The following is a 21,053-nucleotide window of genomic DNA, read 5'->3' on the forward strand; positions in this document are numbered from 1 at the left end:
TGCTGACGCCAAACGTTGTTTCTTGATCGGAACGGAAAGCAGCCAATCATCAACAGGACGCCGGCGGCGCCGACACGCTCAGCCAGCGCTCGCCATCGTCACGATCGCTCTTTCCCTTCAAGCCGGCTCACGTACTCGCGCACCATCTCCGGCGTCACGCACCGGCGCGCCGGCACGAGGCCGCTTTTGGCCAGTTCGTTCATCCGCTTCGTCACTTCATTGATCCCATCAACCGTAAACGACTCGCCGCGGCGGCACCGCTCGACCGCTTCGTCGATGAGCCGCTCGCGCTCGGCGTCGAGCATAGCAAATTGCTTCAAGATGGTATGCTGTTTTTGCACATGGGCAGTGATCGCGTGATGCACTTCGCTCAATGGTCCTCGTCCTTTCCTGCTTCTTTTTCCATCAAACGCCGGACGTTCGGTTTCGGCGTCCAACAGTTGAACCGATAGTTCGGTTTCGTCGCATAGCCGAGCCGGCGGCAATACGTGTACAGCCCGTCGGCTCGCTTTTCTATACGGTAGTGGATGCATGTAGCGCAAGCGTGAAACCGGTTCATCAACGCGCCTCCCCGCCGCGGCCCGAAAGAAGGCGGCGAAGCGCCGCTTCGATGCGGGCGAGCGCCTCATGATCCGCCGCTTCGGCGAGCGCGGCAAGCAAGCCCTCCATATAGCTGTCGACTTGTTCCGCGAGAGCGGCCGAAAGTGCGGCGACGGCAGCCTTGTATTGTTCTGCGTACGTCGCCACAAGCCGCTCTTTTTGCTCAGCCAAATAGGCGTCGATCGGCTCGACAAGCGCCGCCTCAATTTCCTCTTTCATCCGCCGCTTTTCGTCGCGCTCAAAAAACGATTTGGCGTTTTTATACAGCGAAAGCGCCTTGGTAAACCGCACCCGGTCTACATCCCCAAGGGCGTTGGCAAACTCCGGCGCCGAAAAGGCAAACGGCTCAGGCGGCGTGAGCGCGAGCGCATCATCGAAACGACGAAGCTCATGGAATAGGCGCGAGAACTGCTCGGCCAGCTGCTTGTGCAAAAACGACTCAACACGCAAGCTCGTCGCCCGCAACTCTTGGGCCAAATCAAAGCCAACCGATGCGAGCAACTCGTCGAGGCAACGCTCAAGCGCCCGACGCGCCGGGCCTTGGTCGTCGCGGAGCACCGCCGGGTTGAACGCCTCCTTAAACACATCGTTGAGGCGGAAAAAGACGCGCTGCTTGACGTAATAGAGCAATTCGTCGACTTCCTGGCGAAGCGCCTGCCGGCCGTAGGCATCATCAATGCCAGCAAGCACGGCGTGCATCTTCGTTTTCACCGCCTCAAGCGCCTGACGTTTCTCCGCTTTTTCCGCTTCGCTTTGCCCAGCGGCGCGCGCGAATTCCTCTGCCGCCCGCCGCGCCCGCTCAAGCTCGGCATATGCGCTCTCGACGGCGACTTCCGCCAGTTCTTCCGTTAAGAAGCGGAAGAAGTCGGTTTCAAAGGCAGACAAGCCGGAGTCCGCCAAGACGCCGCGCGGACCGGGCTCGGCCCCCATTTTTTCCGCCAGCGCCAAGCGGCTTGAGAGCGCATAAAGGCGCGGGAAGCGGATGCCGAAGCGGGCGAGCTCTCCGTTCATATAGGAAATGACGGCCTCAAGCTCCTCTTTCGACTGGGCCAAATCAGCCGCATTGATGACGAAAAACATTTTATCAAGCGCAAACGTGTCTTTCACGCGCCCAAGCTGAAGCAAAAACTCGCGGTCTGCTTTCGAGAACGCATGGTTGTAATACGTCACAAACAACAACGCATCAGCATGCTTCATGTAATGAAACGCCACTCCCGTATGGCGGGCGTTAAGTGAATCCACCCCCGGGGTATCGACAAGCGTCACCCCTTGGCAGGTGAGCGGACAGTCGGCGTACAACACGACCTCATCTAAGAAACATGACACCGCTTCGTCAGCGACATACGTCTCGAGTTCTTCCCAACCGATGGAGACGATCTCCCCGAATCGACCGTTCATCCGCTCATAGCCGGCCGCGGCAGCTGCCAAAAAAGCCACATGCGGCTTTTGCGCCGGATGTTCGGCTCCCGATTCGGCCAGGCGGGCGCAAAGGCGGAGCGCTTCATCCCATGTATCCGCCTCATGGCCGCACTGCCGAAGCGACGATTGCACATCCGCCCAAATTTGCAGTTCGCTTTTTACCTTGACCACCGCCGTGCCGTGCGGGTGCTTGTGATCGGGCGGGGCGATTTTGCTGATGGCGGCGGTTGTCGGGTTGGGCGACGATGGCAGAAGCGGGGCGCCGAGCAAGGCGTTCGCCAGCGACGATTTGCCGGCGCTGAAGGCGCCAAACAAGGCGACGGTAAACGATCGCTCGCGAAGCCGACGCGCCTTGTCGCGCAACGGTCCAGCGAAGCGGCCAAGCATTTCGGACCGTTCAAGCCAAGCCGCCGCCTCCTCAAGCCGATCGGCCGCCTCTTCGCTCCGCTGTTTTCCGCCGCTTGAAAGCGTCCGAGCTTCGTCCGCTCTTTCGCTCACTCCGAGGCCGGCCGCTTCCTGACCGAGCGCTTGCTCTTTGACGGAAAGACGGCTTGTTTCCGCTGGCTTGGATGCTGCTTGCGGTTTTGCCGTCTCGGCATGACGCGCTTTCCGGAAGACCGGCGGCGCCGTCAACGCGGCGAGACGGTTTTCATCAAGCGATGCAGACTCGCATGGAGCAGCGATCAGCTGCTCGAACGCACGCCGACGCTCGTCCCGCTCGGCTCTGAGGCGGGCGAGGCGGGCGGCGAGCTCCACTTTTTCGCGCGCCGCCGAAAGCTGTCCGTTCAATGTTTCTGTTTGGGCGGCCGCCCGTTTGGCGATTTGTTCCTTCAGTTCGGCAAACAAGGCGAGCGCCGAGTCGCGGTAGCGTTTTTTCAGCGCCGCCGCCACCTCATCCGTATAATTTAATAGCGCGGCGCCGCTTGATTCCGCCCCTTGTTTGACGAGGCCGGCAAGCATCGTCTCATCCCACTCCGCCGTCCATTGCTGGCACTCGCTGAGCCAAGCGTCATCAGCATGCCATTCCTTTCCAAACTGAACAAGGAGCTGGCGGACGTGCCATTCGATCTGCGCCGCCGCTTGCGCTTTGACGCTTTCATAAAACGCCTCAAGCCGCCGCTTGCGCTCTTGCTCCGTTTTTGTCTTCGCGAACAACAGGCCCACTTTGAAATTCGGCTGCATCGCCTGCAAGTACGCCTCAGCCCGCTCCCTCGTCTCAAACGGCATCACGTACGCGTTTTGCAGCACGCGCTCAAGCTCCGAACGGAACGCCTCCTCCGCCCGCGACGGCGCTGTTTGCCAATCGGCAAGCTCCGCCTCAAGGCGATCGAGCTCCGCGATGGCCGCCGCCTCGTCATCGGCGCCGCCAAGCGCCTCGAGGCGCGTCTCAATCGTTTGCTCAAGCAGCTCGTGCCGCGCGCGGAGATGCTCAAGATGGCCGTCCGCGATCCGTTTTAACGCCGACTCGGCGCCGCGGACGAGCCATTCCTCCTTGTCGGCAAACAACCGGCGCAAACAAGCGACAAGCTCATGCCATTCGTTGTGCGGATGTGACGGGTCTTTCAGCGACAAGAAAAACAAACGGGCCGCCTCAACTCCCCAACGCCGGAACGCCTCGGCGGCCGAGGCGCGAAATTCAGCGAACGGCAGCTCGTCGTCGCGATGTTTATCGATTTGGTTGATGATCAAATAAACGGTCTTTCCTTCATCTGTTAATTGCTTCGTAAATTGGAAGTTTAATTCCGCCTGCACATGGTTATAATCCATGACGTAAAAGACGACATCCGCCAAATGAAGCGCTGACTCCGTCGCCAGCCGGTGGGCGTCATCGGTCGAATCGATGCCCGGCGTATCGAGGATCGCGACCCCCGGCGGGATGGCGTCCGTCGTTCGGCTGATTTCAATCCATTCGATCGTCTCCCCGTCCCGGCATTGGGCGCGAATCAAGTCCGGGTCGTACGGCGGTTCATACTCGACCGGCTCATCGCGGTGGAAAAAGACGCGCACATAGTCCGGACCGGCTTTCACTTTGACGAGATTGGCGCTCGTCGGAATCGGGCTGGACGGCAGCATCGGCTCGCCGAGCAACGCGTTGATCAAACTCGATTTGCCGGCGGAAAAATGACCGCAAAACGCGACAATGAGCTCACCGGATGCCGCTTTTTCGATGAGCTGCTTCACTTTGTCCGCATGCTCCTGGTCATCCGCGGACTGAAGCTGATCGTGCATGTCGATCATTTTCGAAAGCCACAGCCGCAATGACGGCCGCTCAATCGCAATATGCCCCATGACCAAAACCCCTTTGTCTCCCTCAATGTCATTTACATTCATTTTACTGCATTTCGCCCCGTTTCCCAATAGAAAAAAAAGAAAAATCCTGCCGTAACCCGACAGGATGACATAGAGAAAGAGGCAACGCCCTGCCGCCGCCCGCAGGCGAACGGCGAACAGATGCCATTATAGACGGCTCAAGGGCTGTTTTTTTATTTGTCCGCTGCTTTCAGCTTGCCGCATCTTGCGGATGGCAGCCTCCCCCCTTAACCGGGGCAAAAAACGCGGCCGCTCCCGAAACGCCTCCCGGTAGTCGGTGAGTGCCGCCAGCGCTCTTTCCTCAACCGCGATGCGAATCGACAGCAAAAATGCGTTCAAAAGCGAAAAGACAAGCGCGGTGATCGGCGCTTGAAACAAAAGCGGCAACAGCGCAATCTCTAAGGCGACAACCACATAGTTCGGGTGGCGAAGCCATCGGTACGGCCCTTTTTTCACTACTTGGCCGTTTGGTACGATCAAAATTTTCGTATTCCAAAAACGGCCGAGCGACCCAATTGTCCATACGCGCAGCCCTTGCACGACAAGAAAAAGCGGAAACAAAAGCGGCCAGCGGCGCGACGGGCGCGCGCCCTTTCGAAGCGCCTCAACAGCCAACGACAAAAAGAAACCGACATGCATCAATACGATCAACGGGTAATGGCGAGCGCCGAACTCCCGCGCCCCGAGCGCTTTCACATACTGTTCGTTCCGTTTTGCAAGCCGAAGCTCAATGACGCGCATGCCGGCAACCGCCAAAAACACGAACCAAAACCGCACGATCATCCCCCCATTGAAGCAGCACCATTTCCGCACTAAAGCCCGGGCCGAGAGCGATAAGCAGGCCGTGCCCGGACGAAAGCGGCTGCCGCATCATCTGTTCGAGCACAAAATACACGGTGGCCGACGACATGTTGCCGTAGCGGGCGAGCACGTCTCTAGCGGCTTTTGTCTGTTCCGGACCGAATCCGAACGCCTCCTCGTACGCTTCAATGACTTTCCTCCCGCCCGGGTGGGCGATGAAATGATGAATATCCCCAAGCCCTAACCCATGTTCCTGCAAAAACGACTCGACTTGCGGGCGCAGCCAATAGCGAACGATCGCCGGAATGTCTTTTGAAAAGATGACAAACAAACCTTCGTCGCGAACATCCCAGCCCATCACGTCTTCCGAGCCGGGCATGAGCACCGAGCGGGCGGCGATGACACGCGGCGCGCCAGCTGTCGGCGCCGCTCCGTCGCCAGCCACAAGCAAGCACGCCACGCCGTCGGAAAAAAGCGACGTACCGATCACATTGCTTTTGGACCAATCATTGAGTTGAAACGTCAAACTGCAAAACTCAACGGCGATCACAAGCGCCTTGGCATTCGGAAACGCCCGGCAATAGTCGGCTGCCCGGGCGAGCCCAGCCGCCCCTCCCGCACAACCGAGCCCCCAAATCGGCACTCTTACGGCATGAGGGGAGAACGGCAATACGTTCATCAGCCGCGCCTCGATGCTCGGCGTCGACAGCCCTGTCGTTGAGATGTAAAACAGCGCATCGATCTCCTCATGCAAAACAGGGCCGGACGAAGCCTTGCGCAAACAGTCATTGACCGCCTCTGCGCTGTAGCGGACGGCACGGTCGATGTACACCCCATTTTTTTCACCGAAACCGCGCGGCGCGCTGTACCAGGCAAGCGGTTGGACAAACGTGCGCGTATGAATGCCGCTGTTGTCAAACGCCTGCAGCAGCCGCTCCGCACGCGCCATTCGACCGGCGAACAGCCCGGCGACATGCTGCTTCACCTCGTCTTGGGCGGCCGTATACGGCATCCTTGCTGTGCCGACAGATAAAAGAACCGGCATACAAACACCTCGGTCTGTTCCTCTTTATTCTATTAGGATGCGCAACAAGCCAAACTATATGCAATGGAAAATATGTTTGTACACCCGTTTTTTCAGGAACAGCGAATGGATTTCTAGTTTTCGCAGCCAAAAAAAGTTATGAAAAGTTGCTGCAATCAAAAAACAGGCGCGGACAAAACCGGCCTGTTTTGGAAGGAACATGATCATCAGCGAGGATGTACAATAGGAGAGGTTCGTTATTTATCTCGCTTTTAGCGCGCGGATTTCACTTTCATGCTCGAGCAAGTGCAAAGCGAGGGATTGAAGTACGAGCTCTTGCCGCGCTTGTCCGGCAATGACTTCATTGACTTTTTGTTGCATTTCTGTGAGGGTTTGTTTCATCGCCGAAATTTCATGGAGCGTTTCTAACGTTTCCACGACAGCTTGCCGAATAAACGGCAATTCGGCAACGTCCTCTTTCGTCGCCATCGTTTGTTCCATGCGCCCAATCCGGCTGTCGAGCGCCGCAATGTCGTCTCTGTTAGCCGCCACGGTCTCTTCGAGTTGCCCGATGCGCCCATCCAGCGCTGCGACATCCTCTTTCGTTGCCATCGTCCGCTCGATGGTCCCGATGCGCCCATCCAGCGCTGCGACATCCTCTTTCGTTGCCATCGTCCGCTCGATGGTCCCGATGCGCTCATCCAGCGCTGCGACATCCTCTTTCGTTGCCATCGTCCGCTCGATGGTCCCGATGCGCCCATCCAGCGCTGCGACGTCTTCTCTCGTCGCTGCCACGGTCTGCTCAAGCCGCCCGATGCGATCATTCATCCGGACAACGTCTTCTCTCGTCGCTGCCACGGTCTCTTCGAGTTGCCCGACGCGTCCATTTAACCGCGCAACATCCTCTTTCGTCGCGCTCACCGTTTGTTCAAGCCGATCGATGCGATCATTCACCCGTACAACATCCTGTTTGGTCGCCATCTGATTCCGTATTTGCCGCAGCTCATCGAAAAGGCGCTCCACCCATTCATCCATTGTTTCACCCCCTTTCCTATTCGCTTTCCATTATACCATCATCCCTCCACCAGTTTCTATCATTTTCTCTGCCAATCGACACGCCAATAAAAAAGCCACCCCCATTTCCCGAGCAGTGGCCGGAAAACGAAGATGGCTATAAAAGCGATCAACACCATTATGAAATTTTTTGTTCCTGCAGCGGCAGTGCAGCCGATTTTCTTGCCTTACCGAAATGGAAGACGGCGTTTAAGATGATGGCGGTCATGCTGCCGGCGACGATGCCGCTGTCGGTTAAAATGCGCAAGCCGGTCGGCAGCTCGGCAAACAAGTTCGGCACCGCCGTCACCCCAAGCCCCACGCCGACCGAGCAGGCGATGATCAGCAAGTTCTCTTGCACAGTTAGGTCAACTTGGCCTAACATTTTCACACCGTAGGCAATGACCATGCCGAACATCGCGAGCATCGCCCCGCCGACGATGAGCGGAACGACGATCGCCCCGGCGTACATGGCCAATACATGTTGGATGCCGAGCGATCCGACTTGCCACCATTTCATCTTCATCGACTCATCACCTCGTCAGCAAATTGAATGGCGCCACCATCAAGCGATGCGATGCGGGCGAGCGACACAACGCGGAAGCCGCGCGAACGAAGCAGCCGGCCGCCGTCTTGAAACGCTTTTTCAATGACAATGCCGATGCCGACCATATCAGCCCCCGCTTGCTCGATGATCTCCACCATTCCGAGCGCCGCTTGGCCGTTGGCTAAAAAATCATCAATGATCGATAGGCTTAATCTCTTTGCTGCATCGCATTGCCTGTTCAATCGCCGGCGCTTTACATGCCAGCAAAAAGAACATTGGCGGGCTCTGCTGCCGCGAGAGAAAATGACGTCTTCATCATTTTTTCACAAACGTCACCATTTGTTCACACTTCCAGCATCGTTTTTGTGAGAAAAGTCACTGTTGCCCCAGTTTTGTACAGTTATGATAGTGTCAAAGCAGGGAAATTGGCCGTTTGGCGCACCTGCCGAATTGCTGTTATGGGGGATGAATCCAACAAAGAGGAGGGATACGGCATGGCAAAACTGATCACAGCGGCCCGGCAAACGAAAAAGGAAAAAGAGCCGGCGCTCAAAGGCACGCTGGCCTCTGTGTTTCTGCTCGGCTTTTTCATCATTTTTTCTTGGGTCAGCGTCTACTTTTTATTTTTGCACCGCCTGTAAGCGGCAAAGGAGGGAATCGGTATGCACATCCATAAGTATGAAAAAATTTGGCTTGCGTTTGGCATCGGCTGTTTGATCGTTTTTTTGACGGTCGTCGGCGTAAGTGCATTCGCCGCCGGACAGCAGCCGCCGAGCTGCCTGACGACGATCGATCCAGAAAAAGTCGATTCGACCCCGCCGTTTGATCATCCGGGGCTCGTCAAAAAAGGAGACAAGGAATACGAGTTGAACATCGTCGTCGCCGCGTTTTCTTTTACACCGAATGCGATCGAAATTCCAAAAGGAGCGAAAGTGACGATCAACGTCACTTCGAAAGACGTCATCCACGGATTTGAAATCCCGGGAACGAACGTGAACATGATGGTCGAACCCGGTTATGTGAACAGCTTAACAACCACGTTTGACAAACCGGGCGAATATACGATTCTTTGCAACGAGTATTGCGGCGCCGGCCACCATATGATGACGGCGCGCATAAAGGTGGTGGAGTAACATGGCACAACCGTTGGAAAAAGTCGATCGCCGCGATGCGAAACTGGCGCTTGCCCATTTGTTCGTCGCCTTTACCGCCCTCGCGCTCGGGGGGTTCGCCGGCCTATTGCAAACATTAGTCCGTTCCGGCAAGTTTGAGCTCCCGGCTGGGATCAGCTATTACACGATTTTGACGACGCATGGCGTCTTGCTTGGACTCGTGCTGACGACGTTTTTCATTATCGGCTTTCAGTTCGCCGCGGTCAGCCGTACAACCGGGGCGCTCTCAGACGGTTCGCGCCGGACCGGTTGGATCGGTTTTTGGCTGATGACAATCGGAACAGCCATGAGTGCGTTTTTCATCTTAACCGGCAAGGCATCTGTCTTATATACGTTTTACGCGCCGCTGCAAGCGCACGCCGGCTTTTACATCGGCTTGGCGCTTGTCGTCGTCGGCAGCTGGGTGAGCGGCTTTGCGATGTTCGCTCATTATGCCCGCTGGCGGAAAACGCACCGCGGTCAAGTGAGCCCGCTGCTGGCGTTCATGTCAGTGACGAATATGGTGCTATGGCTCGTCTGTTCGCTTGGCGTCGCCGCCACCGTCGTCTTCCAGCTCATTCCGTGGTCGCTTGGGCTCACGGATCGGGTGAACGTGCTCTTGAGCCGGACGCTGTTTTGGTATTTTGGGCATCCGCTCGTCTACTTCTGGCTATTGCCGGCGTATATGGTTTGGTACGCCGTCATTCCGAAAGTGATCGGCGGCAAAATGTTCTCCGATTCACTCGCACGGCTGGCGTTTATCTTGTTTTTGCTGTTTTCGATTCCGGTCGGCTTCCATCACCAATTGCTTGAGCCGGGAATTTCGCCGTTTTGGAAATACGTGCAAGTCGTCTTGACGTTCATGGTCATCATTCCGTCGCTCATGACCGCGTTCGCCATGTTTGCGACGTTTGAATCGTACGGCCGCTCGCAGGGAGCGACCGGCTTGTTCGGCTGGCTGCGGAAACTCCCGTGGAGCGACGCCCGCTTTTTCGCCCCGTTTGTCGGAATGCTGTTTTTTATTCCGGCCGGCACCGGCGGGATTATTAACGCCTCGCACCAACTCAACCAAGTCGTCCATAATACGATTTGGGTGACCGGCCACTTCCATTTAACGGTGGCAACGACTGTCGTCCTAACATTTTTTGGTGCGTCATACTGGCTCATTCCGCATTTGACCGGCCGGGTGATGACGAAAGCGATGAACCGGCTCGCCATCATTCAAACGATCGTTTGGGCGGTTGGGATGACGTTCATGTCCGGCTCGATGCATTTTGCCGGTCTGCTCGGCGCACCGCGACGCTCGGCGTTCTCAACGTACAGCAATTCGCCGCAAGCGCTTGAATGGATTCCGTACCAAATCGCGCAAGCGGTCGGCGGCACCATCTTGTTCATCGGCATTATTTTGATTCTCGTCATCGTGATCAACTTGGCCTTTTTCGCCCCGAAAGGCGAAACGGAGTTTCCGGTCGCCGAGGCAGCTGCTCCGTATGAACGGGCTGCGCTGGCGCTTGAAAACTGGAAGCTTTGGATCGGCCTCGTCGTTGCGCTCATTTTGATCGCCTATACGGTGCCGATCATCGACATCATTCAAAACGCTCCGCCGGGGTCGAAAGGATACAAATTATGGTGAAACAAGAAGGTGTCCCCAAGCGATCGGGACACCTTCCTCTTTATGTGCATAAAACCGAGACACAATAGGACTTTGTCGACAGAAAAACTAAACGAACAGCGTAAGAACGATGTTTGCACTGACGCGCCTGTTTCTATAATCGATAAAGCGCCTTATATTTTTCTTCTAAATATTGAATAAGATAATCGGCTTTCAGCGTTTCGCCCGTCGCATCGCGCACAAGTTCGAGCGGCTTTTTCATTTTTCCAAACTGGTGGATATGAACGGTCAGCCATTCACGGATCGGTGCGATGTTCCCCTCTTCAAGCAGCCCAGCTACATCCAACTCTTTTTCCATCGCTTGCTTGAATTGCGCCGCATACATATAGCCGAGCGCATACGATGGGAAATAGCCGAAGCTGCCGCCGGACCAATGGACGTCCTGCAACACGCCGACCGCATCGTTGTGCGGGCGGATGCCAAGGTATTGTTCATATTTCTCATTCCATACATCCGGCAAGTCGATCGCTTCCAGCTCCCCAGCAAACAGCTGCTTTTCGATTTCATAGCGGATGATAATATGGAGCGGATACGTCAGTTCGTCCGCTTCAATACGAATGAGCGACGGCTTCGCTTCATTGATCGCCCGGTAAAACGCATCAAGCGAAACGTCGGCGAACTGCGTGGGCGCGTATTGCTGCAGGCGCGGGTAATGCCGCTTCCAAAACGCATAGTGGCGTCCGATCATATTTTCAAAAAAGAGCGACTGCGATTCATGAATGCCCATCGACGCCCCGCTTGCAAGCGGAGTGCCGACAAGCGCCTCGGAAATGTGTTGTTCATACAGCGCATGGCCGCATTCATGGATCGTGCCAAACACCGCGGTGCGGAAGTCGCGCTCGTCGTAGCGCGTCGTAATGCGCACATCGTTCGGGTTGAGCCCGATCGCAAATGGATGGACCGTCTCATCAAGTCTCCCCTTGCCAAAATCATAGCCGAGCTCTTTAAGCAACTCAAGCAGAAAAGCGCGCTGCTTTTCTTTTGGAAACGGCGCGAACAAAAAGGACGTGTCCGGCTTGTCGGACGCGGCGGAAATGGCGTGCACAAGCGGGACGATGCGTTCGCGCAGGCGGCTGAACAGTTCGTCAAGCAAATCGACGGTCATGCCCGGCTCGTATTGATCGAGCAGCGTATTGTACGGGTGTCCTTCATACCCCCAATAACGGATAAAGCGGCGCTGAAACTCGATGATTTGCTCCAAATACGGGCGAAACCGGGCGAAATCAGCAGCCGCTTTCGCTTCTTCCCAAACGCTTTCCGCTTTGGAACAAAGCACGACAAACTCTTTGTATTCATCCGCTGGAATTTTTTTATTGCGCTCGTATTCTTTTTTGCATTCATCAAGCGTTTTCTTTGTCACGTCATTCAGCTGCTCGTAGACGGCTTTGGGCGACAGCTTGGCGATAAAGGCTGCCATCTCCTCGGATGTCGACATGCGAAACACTTCTTCTGACAGCATGCCGATCACTTCTGATCGCTGCTCGACCCCTTTTTTCGGGGCGCCAGTCCGCAAATCCCAATACATGAGGCCAATCGCTTCGCGGTAGCCCGTCATTTTTTTCACGTATTGCAAAAACTGCGCTTCGATTGGTTTCACTATACTCAGTCCCCCTATGTATTTCATGGCCGTATCATCATTTCCATAACAAGGTGCCATTTTCCTGCTTGCCAGCGAGAAAATGCTATTTTTGTGGAAAATGAAAAAGGGAAGAATATCATTCTTCCCTCACCGCTGTCGGCAACACGTCTTTGATCGCCGCAATGACCCGTTCATCTTCCCTGTCGGTGACGAAAATGGAAACAATGCCGCGGTCATCGCGCGTGCGGATGAGCCGTCCGACTCCTTGGCGAAGGCGAAGAAGCATATACGGCACATCGACGTCCCAAAACGGGTTGCTATACGCTTTTCGCTTCGCCTGAAACACCGGATCATTCGGCGGATACGGCAGCGACCAAATAATGACGTTCGAAAGCGACGGCCCCGGGATGTCAAGTCCTTCCCATAAATGTTCGGAACAAAGCACCGTTTCCTCGTTACGCTGAAACTCGGCGACCAAATCGCTGATTTCACGGTCGCCTTCAAACAAAAACGAAAATGGTTCGCCGGCTGCCGCCTCTTTAAACTGAAGAAGCTCCTCGCGCGTCGGGAACAAGATGAGCGCCCGGCCTCCGGTTTCGCGCAATTTTTCAAGCGCATATGCGTATTTTTTGGCAAACAGCGTCTCATCCGCGCGGAACGTCGGCATAAAAATCGTCATCTGTTCGTCGTAATCAAACGGCGACGGCACACTGAACGATAAATAGTCATCAATGCCTAAGCTTTGGGCGATATAGGCAAACGATTTTCCGCTCGATAGCGTCGCTGACGAAAAGATAAACGGCATTCGTTTGCTGAACACTTTTTCGCGCAACACTTCTTGAACGGTGCGCGGCATGACGACAAACGTCGCCTCTTGACGCGACGACTCAAGCCACGTAATGGCGTCGGCGTTTTTCAAAAACAAATCGAGTGAATACTGGATTTGGTCCAAATATTCATCCACAATGTTCAGCTGGTAATGATCGATCGTATACGTCTCGCTTTCAAACACAAGCTCGTTGCCGATTTCGACCATTTGGCCGCGGAGCCGCTTCGCCCATTGTTCAAGACGCGGCGACGGCAAAATTTCTTTCCGGTTCGAACCCGGAACGTCTTTCGCGCACGCTTTCAGCTCATCAAAAAAGCGCGTGCTCGTCTCCAGCGTCTCCTCAATTAAATAGGCGAGCTCTTCACGGATGTCGTTTTCAAGAAGACGTGTCAGCAACGTCTCAAGCGTCGTCTCTTTCATTCGATATGTCAACGCCTTTTGCGCAGCGAACTCCAATAAATGCCCTTCGTCAAACACGACACAGCTCGCTTCCGGCAACAGCGGCAGCTGTCCTTCCCGCTTGCGCGCTTCATACGTCCAAACATGTTCCATATAAAAATCGTGCGAGCAGACGATCAAATCCGCCGCCTTCCGGTAATAGTCGCGCCAAAGCGTCTGTCCGCAGCGATGCCGCTTTTCGCACGTGAAACAGTCTTGAAACGGATCCCAGGCGATTTTTTTCCACTGCTCATCAGTCAGGTGGGCGTATTCTTTTCGGTCGCCGTAGCGGTAGAACGACTGCAGCGGTTTGTTGTCATGGACGAAGGCCGGAAGTTCATCGTAAATTTGCTCATACAGCTCGATGTCGTCATCGTCATACGTCGTTACTTCTTCCAGTTTATTCAAACATAAATATTGATCTGGCGATTTCGCCAGCCGGACGTCGATTTCCAGCCCGAGCACGTTGGATAGCTTCGCAATATCGCCTTCCTTTTTGACGAGCTGCTCAATGAGCGTCTCATCGGCGCAGGCGATAATGGCCGGCTTGCCGGTATAGCGGGCGTAGCAGACTGCATACAGCAAATACACGATCGTTTTCCCTGTGCCAACTCCCGCTTCGGCGAAGATCACCTTTTTTTCTCGAAACGCCCGCTCGAGCTGAAACGCCATATAAATTTGCTCGTCGCGCAGCTCAAAGCCGGCTTCCGGCAAAATGTCATAAAAAACATCGCCGATCCACTGGCTCAACTTATCAAAAAAGTTTTCATTTTTTTCTACAACAAACGGATAACGTTCATGGCCCATCGTCGCCACCCCTCCAATTGGCATAAACTCCCCCGGCATATCATGCATAAGCGCGCAACAAGTTTGTTGCGCGCTCGATCCCTAGTAACAAAACAATATTATGATCGATGGCCGCCGAGAAGTCAACTTCGAGCTTCGCGCGGCGGCCGCGGCCCCCAGTACTGGTAGTAATGGGTTTCAATAAAGCCGTTAAACAGTTTGCGCCGCTTCGTCGCCGGGCGGCCGTAATGCGTTTCAAAACCGCGGTGGGCGGTTAAAATGTACACCGACCACGTATCCAAGGCGGCGAAGGCGCGGCCGATGGCGCGATAGAGCGCTTCGACCTCCCGTTGTTCGCCAAGCCGTTCGCCGTATGGCGGGTTGCCGACGATCACCCCGTATTGTGCATCGGTCCGAAACTGCTCGGCGCGGCCCTCCCGAAAAGAAATGAGATCGGAAAGCCCCGCTTCGGCTGCATTCATCTTGGCGATCTCGACCATGTGCGGGTCAAGGTCAATCCCGCAAATATCAAGCGGTTGGTCGTAACGCGCCATCTGTTCCGCCTCTTGGCGCGCCTCTTCCCATACCGATTCCCCGATCCACGGCCATTGCTCCGAGACGAAATCCCGGTTAAACCCTGGGGCGATGTTTTGGCCGATCAGCGCCGCCTCAATGGCAATCGTGCCCGACCCGCAAAACGGATCGACGAACGGGCGCTCGGGCGTCCAATTGGTGAGCAACACTAAGGCGGCCGCGAGCGTCTCTCTTAGCGGCGCCTCCCCTTGGCGAGCACGGTAGCCGCGTTTATGCAGCCCGGCGCCGCTTGTATCGATCGTCAACGTAGCGATATCTTTGTGAAGCGCCACCTCGATCCGATACAACGGCCCGGTTTCCGGGAACCACGACAAATGATAGCGCGCTTTTAAGCTTTCGACGACTGCCTTTTTCACAATGGCTTGGCAGTCGGAAACGCTGAACAGCGTTGATTTGACCGACTTCCCGATCACCGGAAACTCGGCATCTTTCGGCAAGTAATCGGCCCATGGCAACGCCTTCGTTTGTTCAAACAACTCCTCAAACGTCGTCGCTCGAAACTCACCGACTTTCAGCTTCACGCGGTCAGCGGTGCGCAGCCAAAGGTTGGCCCGGCAAATGGCGAGCGCATCGCCTTCAAACGTCACTTTGCCGTTCTCCACTTGGCACTCATAGCCAAGCCGGCGCACTTCTTCCGCGACGACTGATTCGAGCCCCATCGCGGCCGTGGCAATCAGCGAAAACGAAGTCATCCTGTTCCCCCTATCTGATAGATGTATGTATCCTCATTCATGGCCTATACTTCCATTATAGTCATATGGAAGGAAAACACACAAAAGAGAAAGCCCTCCTTCCTGCAGGAGGGCTTTCCCACGATTCCAATCACCGCGTTAATCATGTTCTGTAAGCCATGTTCTGTACCTTCGTACTGCAAGCGGCTTTCGCCTCGTACTCCGGCGGTAATCATCTATCTACAGGCAGCGTACGCCGCCTGTCCTTCCCTCCGTTCATTTCCTTCGGGAAGGTGCCCCTACCATCATTTGGGTTTCTCGCTCGTGGGGTTTACCGCGTTCCACCTCTAAGGTTTCCCTTAGAGCTGCGTCACTGTGGCACTTTCAGGGTAATCGAACCATATCCGCATGCGGACGTAGGTTCTTTCCCCGCCGTCAGCCCAGCCGAAGCCAGACTGCCCTAGCTTATGGATTCGCTAGGCACGAACACTACGGGCATCTCAGCACCGTGCGAGCATGGACTTTCCTCTACGGCCGAAACCGGCCGCAGCGATTACCCGAACATGATTAACGCTGCGAGCATCTTACAGTATAGCTGATCTTGGTGTGAGAATCAAGAAGAAAAAATTAGAAATCCCTGCATCAACTTCGCCCTGCCGGCTGGTTATTCATACAGTTTCCGGCCAAACACATGCTTTTCTAAGTTGGAAAGGCGCTGCAAAATGTCGTAGTTCGTCGTTCCCGCCGACATCGCCGGCCGTTTTTGAAGCTCCTCGACTTGCCGCTTCAGCCGGGCGTTTTCCTGGCGCAACTCGTCAATTTCTTGCTGAAATGCTTCATAATCTTTAATAATGAGATCCAAAAATTGATCCACTTCGTCTTGGTTGTACCCCCGTATGCTTACCTTAAATTCCTTTTCTAAAATGTCTTTCGGCGTCAGTTTCACTTGATGGGCTGACATGGCTTTTCACCTCAATCCGCATTCAACGATCATCTTCTCTTTATTTTTTCAGAAATTCAGCCGGTTGTCAATTGACGGTTGGCTTGCCGCATCGATCGGGAAGCCGCATGGCGCCCACGCAGACTTCCCGGCGGCGCCGAAACGCCGTCCTCCCGCCCAAACGCCGCCGGCTGCCGGCGTTTTCCATCCGTAAAAAAACAGAAGCCGACAAAGCGGCTTCTGTTTTTGGCCCTTACTATCGCAGCGGAAACGGCGGAAATGGCATCGGTCCCGGACCCGGGCAGTACAGATGGCGATTGGCAGCCTGAGCCACCGCCGATTCCGTATGCGGGAAATAATGTTGATGTTCATACAGGTGATGATAAACATGCATCGTATGCGATGGATGGATATGCGGCACAATCGTTGCTTCGAAATGATGCAAAACGTTGCAACGAGGCGGATGAACGATCGGCGCCGTTACATTCGGCAGGCAATGCATCATATTCCTCTCCTTTCATCAATTTAGGCTGTTGCTTGACAATACTAGCCTATGATGAACGGAGTGGACTCGTACTAGTATAAACACCCATTTTGAAGAGCCATTCGCGCCAACAATCTACCGGCTCTCTCGCTCCGGTGCTTCGGACGTTTTGGCATAGTCATTCGTCTTTTTGAATCCGTTATGCGGCGCCGGCCTCTCTGACGTTCATTAATAGATATAATTGAACACGACAAACGTCAAACCGACGACAATAAAAAAGAGATACAAAATTTTTTTGTACATGCTCCGCATCGTCTTCTTCTCCCTGCCATCGTTTTCGTTCATTCCGATGCCATTGTACACGTTTTTTCTTTTTTCTACAAGATTCACAACAAAAAGACGAAACATTTTCGTTTTCTGTCATATTTTGCGCTTGCCAGGGAAATGGACGAGTTCTCACCCGTTTTTCTTGCGTTCAAGCCGCGCGAGCCGCCTGCGCCATTCCGCTTCTTCTTTCTCGCTATGTTGTCGGCTCATCCTAGCGAGCGACCGCCACGCTTCATATGCCATAACGGCATAACGGTGCGCTTCGGCCGCATCCCGGAAATAATGTTCATACACCTTCGCCAGTTCAAGCCCGGCCTTCGCCTTCCAATAGCCATTTCCGTGGATAAACAAGTCGCGCCAAAGGAGAGCAGCCTCTTCATATCGTTTTTCTTTTCGGTATAAAAGAGAAAGCTGCCATTTCGCCGTCTGCGCTTCCTTCGCCCCTTTGCCGCTCGCCTCCTCGTACACCCCCCTTGCCGCCGCTGTTTCCCCGACCGCTTCGAACCAACGGGCGGCGGCCAACTGCTCCTTGGGGTCAGCGAGCCGGTCCGCTTCAAGCAGCTGAACGGATAGGTGAATGTAGAGAGCAATGAGCGACAACACGTCGCGCTCGTTATGGCGCAATACTGGCATGAGCCGGTCTGGATGGGGCGTTTGCAAAAACTCCTTGTACATCATCGGCGCCAAAAAGCCCGGCACATCATCGCCCCGCTCGACATAGAGAATGTGCCGCTCCACTTCCGAAAGGCGCAGCGAATCCAATTTGTCTTTCCATAAGCGGCGGGCGGCGTGATACAAATCAAAATGACCGAACGCTGGCAGTTTTGGCACCATGTTGCGGACAAGCGCATGGCGCGTTTTCAGGCGCGGCCAGTCGAACGCTTTTCCATTATAGGTAACAAGCGTCGTATAATCGACGTCAGACAAAAAACTTTGATAGAGCGCCACTTCCGCCCCTGGGTATGGCAGAAGGTGCTGGCGGATGATGACGAAATCGCCAAGAATGCGGGCGTGGCCAAGCAAGAACATGATGTTTCCCGCCCCGCTTGAAAGTCCCATCGTCTCCGTGTCAAAAAAGAATAAGTCGCTAACGGCAAAGCCGCGGCAGGAGAGCGGATGGGAAAACGGCGCTTCCTGCCATCTTTCGTGCACTTCATACAGCGCTCCGAGCCGATAGCGGCCGTGCTGATAGTCAAGCGGATACACCGTTTCCCGAATGAGGCAGTAATCGCCGGCAAACCAATACGGCTTGGCGCCGTACTCCCGCCAAACGTCGGCATACGGCACGTCCGTCACAGGTCGTCCGTCCGGTTTCTCCTCTTCTTTTTCTTCATCGTTCTCCTTTTTATGCCGGGCGGCAAGCAATTCTTTCCATTGCGCCAACTTCGGCTTCATCCGTTCACCCCCTCCTTGCTTGACCTCGGCTTGCTTCTATAAGTTGATTCTCCCACACTCGGCAAAAACACGCATGACGACGCTTAAACGGACGGACCGGCCCAAACGGCAAGTTGTTCGTCCAAAAACTGGACAAGTTCGCGCTTCAACGACGGTCCGTCAGCGCTTGAAATGCCGATGCACGATGGGCAGCCGTCCGCACACGGGCAGCGTTTGACCCATTCTTTCACATGTTTCATGATCTCTTCATACCGTTCAAACACCGCCTCCGACAGGCCGACTCCGCCTGGATAGCGATCATAAAGGAAAATCGTCGGCCGTCCGGAATGCGGCGCCTTAAGCTGCGGCACGACGTGAAGATCGGAGCGGTCGCACATGACAAACACCGGCACGAGATGACCAAGCACATTGGCGATGCCGACAAGGAGTTGTTCAAACAGCGCCGGGGAAAACCGTGACGGCACCGCCTCCCACTCGATCCACGCCGCCGACGTATGAAGCGTTTCCTCCGGAAGGCGGATCGGCCCTGATCCGATGTTTTCAAACGTCGACAGCTTCAGCTTTTTAAAAATCGTCGCCATCGCTCGGACCGATACATCACCGTAACGCACCGCCATTTGTCCGCGCGTTTCGCTCCGGTCTTCCGACAGCACATCGAGCCGGACAGCCAAATTGGCGTCCGTAAAATATTCAACATCGACTTGGCGGACGTACGCCTTTTTCTCCTCCCAGTCGAGCTTTTCAACTTGGTATTGTGCTCCTTCGTGCAAATAAATCGCTTCATCATGAAGCAGCGTCATCGCGCTGAAGCGGTCCATTTCGCCGATGACGCGATGGTGGGCGGTGTCGGAAATATCGATGATGACGACGTTTTCCTGAGCCGCGGAGCGCAAACTGATATCATGCGCGGGAAACGCGTCGCTCATCCAGTGCCAGCGCCCAGCGCGTTCGTTTAGCACCCCTTGCTCGGCCAAAAAGTCGAGCACCTCTTCGACCTCGACGCCGCCGAACGTCTCGCCGCGCCGGAACGGAAGCTCATAGGCGGCGCATTTGATATGATCGACCAAAATGAGCAGATTGTCCGGGTTGATGCGCGCCGCCTCCGGCGAGCGGGCGAAAAAGTATTCTGGATGGGAGATGATGTACTGATCGAGGGGGCTTGCGCTTGCGATCATCACAACGAGCGAATCGCCCTGGCGCCGGCCGGCGCGCCCGGCTTGCTGCCACGTGCTGGCGATCGTTCCCGGATACCCTGTTAAGATGCACGCTTGCAATTGGCCGATATCAACACCGAGCTCGAGCGCATTCGTGCTCACCACACCGATAATCTCCCCGCTGCGCAACCCTTTTTCAATGGCGCGCCGCTCGCTCGGCAAGTAGCCGCCGCGGTAGCCGCGGATCGTCGTATCGCCGATTCGTTCGTTCACCCCCGCCTGCAAATGGCTTAAAATCAACTCGACACGGACGCGGCTGCGGGCGAAAACGATCGTCGGAATGCGGTTGACAAGCAGCTGTCTTGCGAGCTCAACGGCCGTTTTTGTCGCGCTTTGGCGGATGTTCATCGTCCGCTCGACAACCGGCGGATTGTAAAACACGAAATATTTCCGCCCGCGCGGCGCCCCATTGTTGTCAATAAGCGCCACCGGTTCACCGATCAGCCGCTCCGCCAACTCTTTCGGATTGGCGATCGTCGCCGACGTGCAAATAAACGTTGGTCGACTCCCGTAAAAGGCGCAAATGCGCTTTAAGCGGCGGATGACGTTCGCCACATGGCTGCCGAATACGCCGCGGTATGTATGCAGTTCATCGATGACGACGTAGCGCAGCTGTTCAAAAAGAGAAATCCATTTCGTATGGTGCGGCAAAATGGCCGTATGGAGCATATCTGGGTTGGTGATGACAATATGGCCCGCTTGACGGATTTTTTGCCGCAGCGCCGGCGCCGTGTCGCCGTCGTATGTATGGCTGTAAATCGACACCCCCATCTCGGCGATGATCTCGTTTAGTTCATTTTTTTGATCTTGAGCGAGCGCCTTCGTTGGAAAGATATACAGGGCGCGGATCGATGGCTCTTTGGCAATGGCATCGAGCACCGGCAAATTGTAGCAAAGCGTTTTCCCTGAAGCGGTCGGCGTCACGGCGACAATGTTCCGCCCGCTTTGGACCGCGTCATAAGCGGCCGCCTGGTGCGTATACAACGAAGCGATGCCGCGCGCTTTGAGCGCCGCGCCAAGCCGCGGATCGAGTTCGTCTGGAAACGGAACGAAACTCGCTTCTTTCGGTTCGATTTCATGCCAATGCACGACATTCGGATCTTGGCGAAGCTGTTCGATCCATTCCGACAGCGTCTGTTTTTTCACGTCGCATATCACCTCGTTTCTATTTTACATGCATTCCGTTTGTTTGCACTACAAAAAACGCCCACCAAGAGGC

General features: G+C 55.1%; 17 protein-coding genes, 1 other RNA gene and 2 pseudogenes. 4 read left to right on the forward strand and 16 right to left on the reverse strand.

What is annotated here, in order from left to right; all coding sequences use genetic code 11:
- Positions 1-98: 98 nt before the first annotated feature.
- From CWI35_RS02360 to CWI35_RS02395, 8 genes and pseudogenes are all read right to left on the reverse strand, one after another.
- Positions 99-374, reverse strand: a complete 276-nt coding sequence (locus CWI35_RS02360; protein ID WP_020279120.1) for a YpbS family protein — start codon at positions 372-374, stop codon at positions 99-101.
- Complete coding sequence (locus CWI35_RS02365) at positions 371-559, reverse strand: hypothetical protein (RefSeq protein ID WP_013145453.1); 189 nt, start codon at positions 557-559, stop codon at positions 371-373. Before CWI35_RS02365 ends, CWI35_RS02360 begins: the two co-directional genes overlap by 4 nt.
- Entirely contained in the window at positions 559-4,308 is a 3,750-nt protein-coding gene (locus CWI35_RS02370; RefSeq protein ID WP_119877455.1) for a dynamin family protein, read from the reverse strand. The genes CWI35_RS02365 and CWI35_RS02370 overlap by 1 nt, the downstream gene beginning before the upstream one ends.
- 168 nt (positions 4,309-4,476) lie before the next feature.
- On the reverse strand, positions 4,477-5,112 hold the full coding sequence (locus tag CWI35_RS02375; protein WP_023634568.1) for an isoprenylcysteine carboxyl methyltransferase family protein: 636 nt from the start codon (positions 5,110-5,112) through the stop codon (positions 4,477-4,479).
- Positions 5,057-6,175: a type III polyketide synthase gene (locus CWI35_RS02380; protein WP_050582823.1), complete on the reverse strand. Its 1,119-nt coding sequence runs from the start codon at positions 6,173-6,175 to the stop codon at positions 5,057-5,059. Before CWI35_RS02380 ends, CWI35_RS02375 begins: the two co-directional genes overlap by 56 nt.
- Before the next feature lie 240 nt (positions 6,176-6,415).
- Positions 6,416-7,189 carry a hypothetical protein gene (locus CWI35_RS02385; RefSeq protein ID WP_119877456.1) on the reverse strand — a complete coding sequence of 258 codons (774 nt, stop codon included), beginning with the start codon at positions 7,187-7,189 and terminating at the stop codon, positions 6,416-6,418.
- Between the two features lie 157 nt (positions 7,190-7,346).
- A pseudogene (locus tag CWI35_RS02390) lies at positions 7,347-7,649 on the reverse strand (solute carrier family 23 protein); the annotation flags it as partial.
- A gap of 80 nt (positions 7,650-7,729) precedes the next feature.
- A pseudogene (locus CWI35_RS02395) lies at positions 7,730-7,954 on the reverse strand (xanthine phosphoribosyltransferase); the annotation flags it as partial.
- Positions 7,955-8,248: 294 nt separating this feature from the next.
- Here CWI35_RS02395 and CWI35_RS02400 point away from each other — a divergent pair.
- The 3 genes from CWI35_RS02400 to CWI35_RS02410 are packed head-to-tail and all read left to right on the forward strand — an operon-like array spanning position 8,249 to position 10,538.
- Entirely contained in the window at positions 8,249-8,395 is a 147-nt protein-coding gene (locus CWI35_RS02400) for a cytochrome c oxidase subunit 2A (RefSeq protein ID WP_011231044.1), read from the forward strand.
- A gap of 21 nt (positions 8,396-8,416) precedes the next feature.
- Complete coding sequence (locus CWI35_RS02405; protein WP_011231043.1) at positions 8,417-8,887, forward strand: cytochrome c oxidase subunit II; 471 nt, start codon at positions 8,417-8,419, stop codon at positions 8,885-8,887.
- Between the two features lies 1 nt (position 8,888).
- Entirely contained in the window at positions 8,889-10,538 is a 1,650-nt protein-coding gene (locus CWI35_RS02410) for a b(o/a)3-type cytochrome-c oxidase subunit 1 (RefSeq protein ID WP_011231042.1), read from the forward strand.
- 133 nt (positions 10,539-10,671) lie between these two features.
- On the opposite strand, the gene CWI35_RS02415 is transcribed toward CWI35_RS02410, so the two are convergent.
- From CWI35_RS02415 to gpsB, 5 genes are all read right to left on the reverse strand, one after another.
- A complete protein-coding gene (locus CWI35_RS02415) occupies positions 10,672-12,174 on the reverse strand; it encodes a carboxypeptidase M32 (protein ID WP_011231041.1) in 1,503 nt (500 codons plus the stop codon).
- 118 nt (positions 12,175-12,292) lie between these two features.
- Complete coding sequence (locus CWI35_RS02420; RefSeq protein ID WP_011231040.1) at positions 12,293-14,230, reverse strand: ATP-dependent DNA helicase; 1,938 nt, start codon at positions 14,228-14,230, stop codon at positions 12,293-12,295.
- Positions 14,231-14,352: 122 nt separating this feature from the next.
- Positions 14,353-15,495 carry a THUMP domain-containing class I SAM-dependent RNA methyltransferase gene (locus CWI35_RS02425; RefSeq protein ID WP_014195686.1) on the reverse strand — a complete coding sequence of 381 codons (1,143 nt, stop codon included), beginning with the start codon at positions 15,493-15,495 and terminating at the stop codon, positions 14,353-14,355.
- Positions 15,496-15,642: 147 nt separating this feature from the next.
- An RNA gene (rnpB, locus tag CWI35_RS02430) (RNase P RNA component class B) lies at positions 15,643-16,039 on the reverse strand.
- A gap of 99 nt (positions 16,040-16,138) precedes the next feature.
- Positions 16,139-16,435: a cell division regulator GpsB gene (gene gpsB / locus CWI35_RS02435; protein ID WP_011231037.1), complete on the reverse strand. Its 297-nt coding sequence runs from the start codon at positions 16,433-16,435 to the stop codon at positions 16,139-16,141.
- Between gpsB and CWI35_RS02440 the strand changes: the two genes are divergently transcribed.
- Positions 16,434-16,628: a hypothetical protein gene (locus tag CWI35_RS02440; protein WP_014195685.1), complete on the forward strand. Its 195-nt coding sequence runs from the start codon at positions 16,434-16,436 to the stop codon at positions 16,626-16,628. The two genes, gpsB and CWI35_RS02440, sit on opposite strands and share 2 nt — an antisense overlap.
- Positions 16,629-16,670: 42 nt before the next feature.
- Here the strand turns inward: CWI35_RS02440 and CWI35_RS02445 are convergent, their stop codons facing one another.
- From CWI35_RS02445 to CWI35_RS02460, 3 genes are all read right to left on the reverse strand, one after another.
- Positions 16,671-16,916 (reverse strand): CotD family spore coat protein, encoded by a 246-nt coding sequence (locus tag CWI35_RS02445; protein ID WP_014195684.1) that lies wholly within the window; start codon positions 16,914-16,916, stop codon positions 16,671-16,673.
- Positions 16,917-17,354: 438 nt separating this feature from the next.
- Positions 17,355-18,620 (reverse strand): ribonuclease H-like domain-containing protein, encoded by a 1,266-nt coding sequence (locus CWI35_RS02455; RefSeq protein ID WP_014195682.1) that lies wholly within the window; start codon positions 18,618-18,620, stop codon positions 17,355-17,357.
- An 83-nt stretch (positions 18,621-18,703) separates the two neighbouring features.
- Complete coding sequence (locus CWI35_RS02460; protein WP_014195681.1) at positions 18,704-20,980, reverse strand: DEAD/DEAH box helicase; 2,277 nt, start codon at positions 20,978-20,980, stop codon at positions 18,704-18,706.
- Positions 20,981-21,053: the final 73 nt, after the last annotated feature.

The sequence above is a fragment of the [Bacillus] caldolyticus genome (assembly GCF_003595605.1).
Lineage (GTDB): Bacteria > Bacillota > Bacilli > Bacillales > Anoxybacillaceae > Geobacillus > Geobacillus thermoleovorans.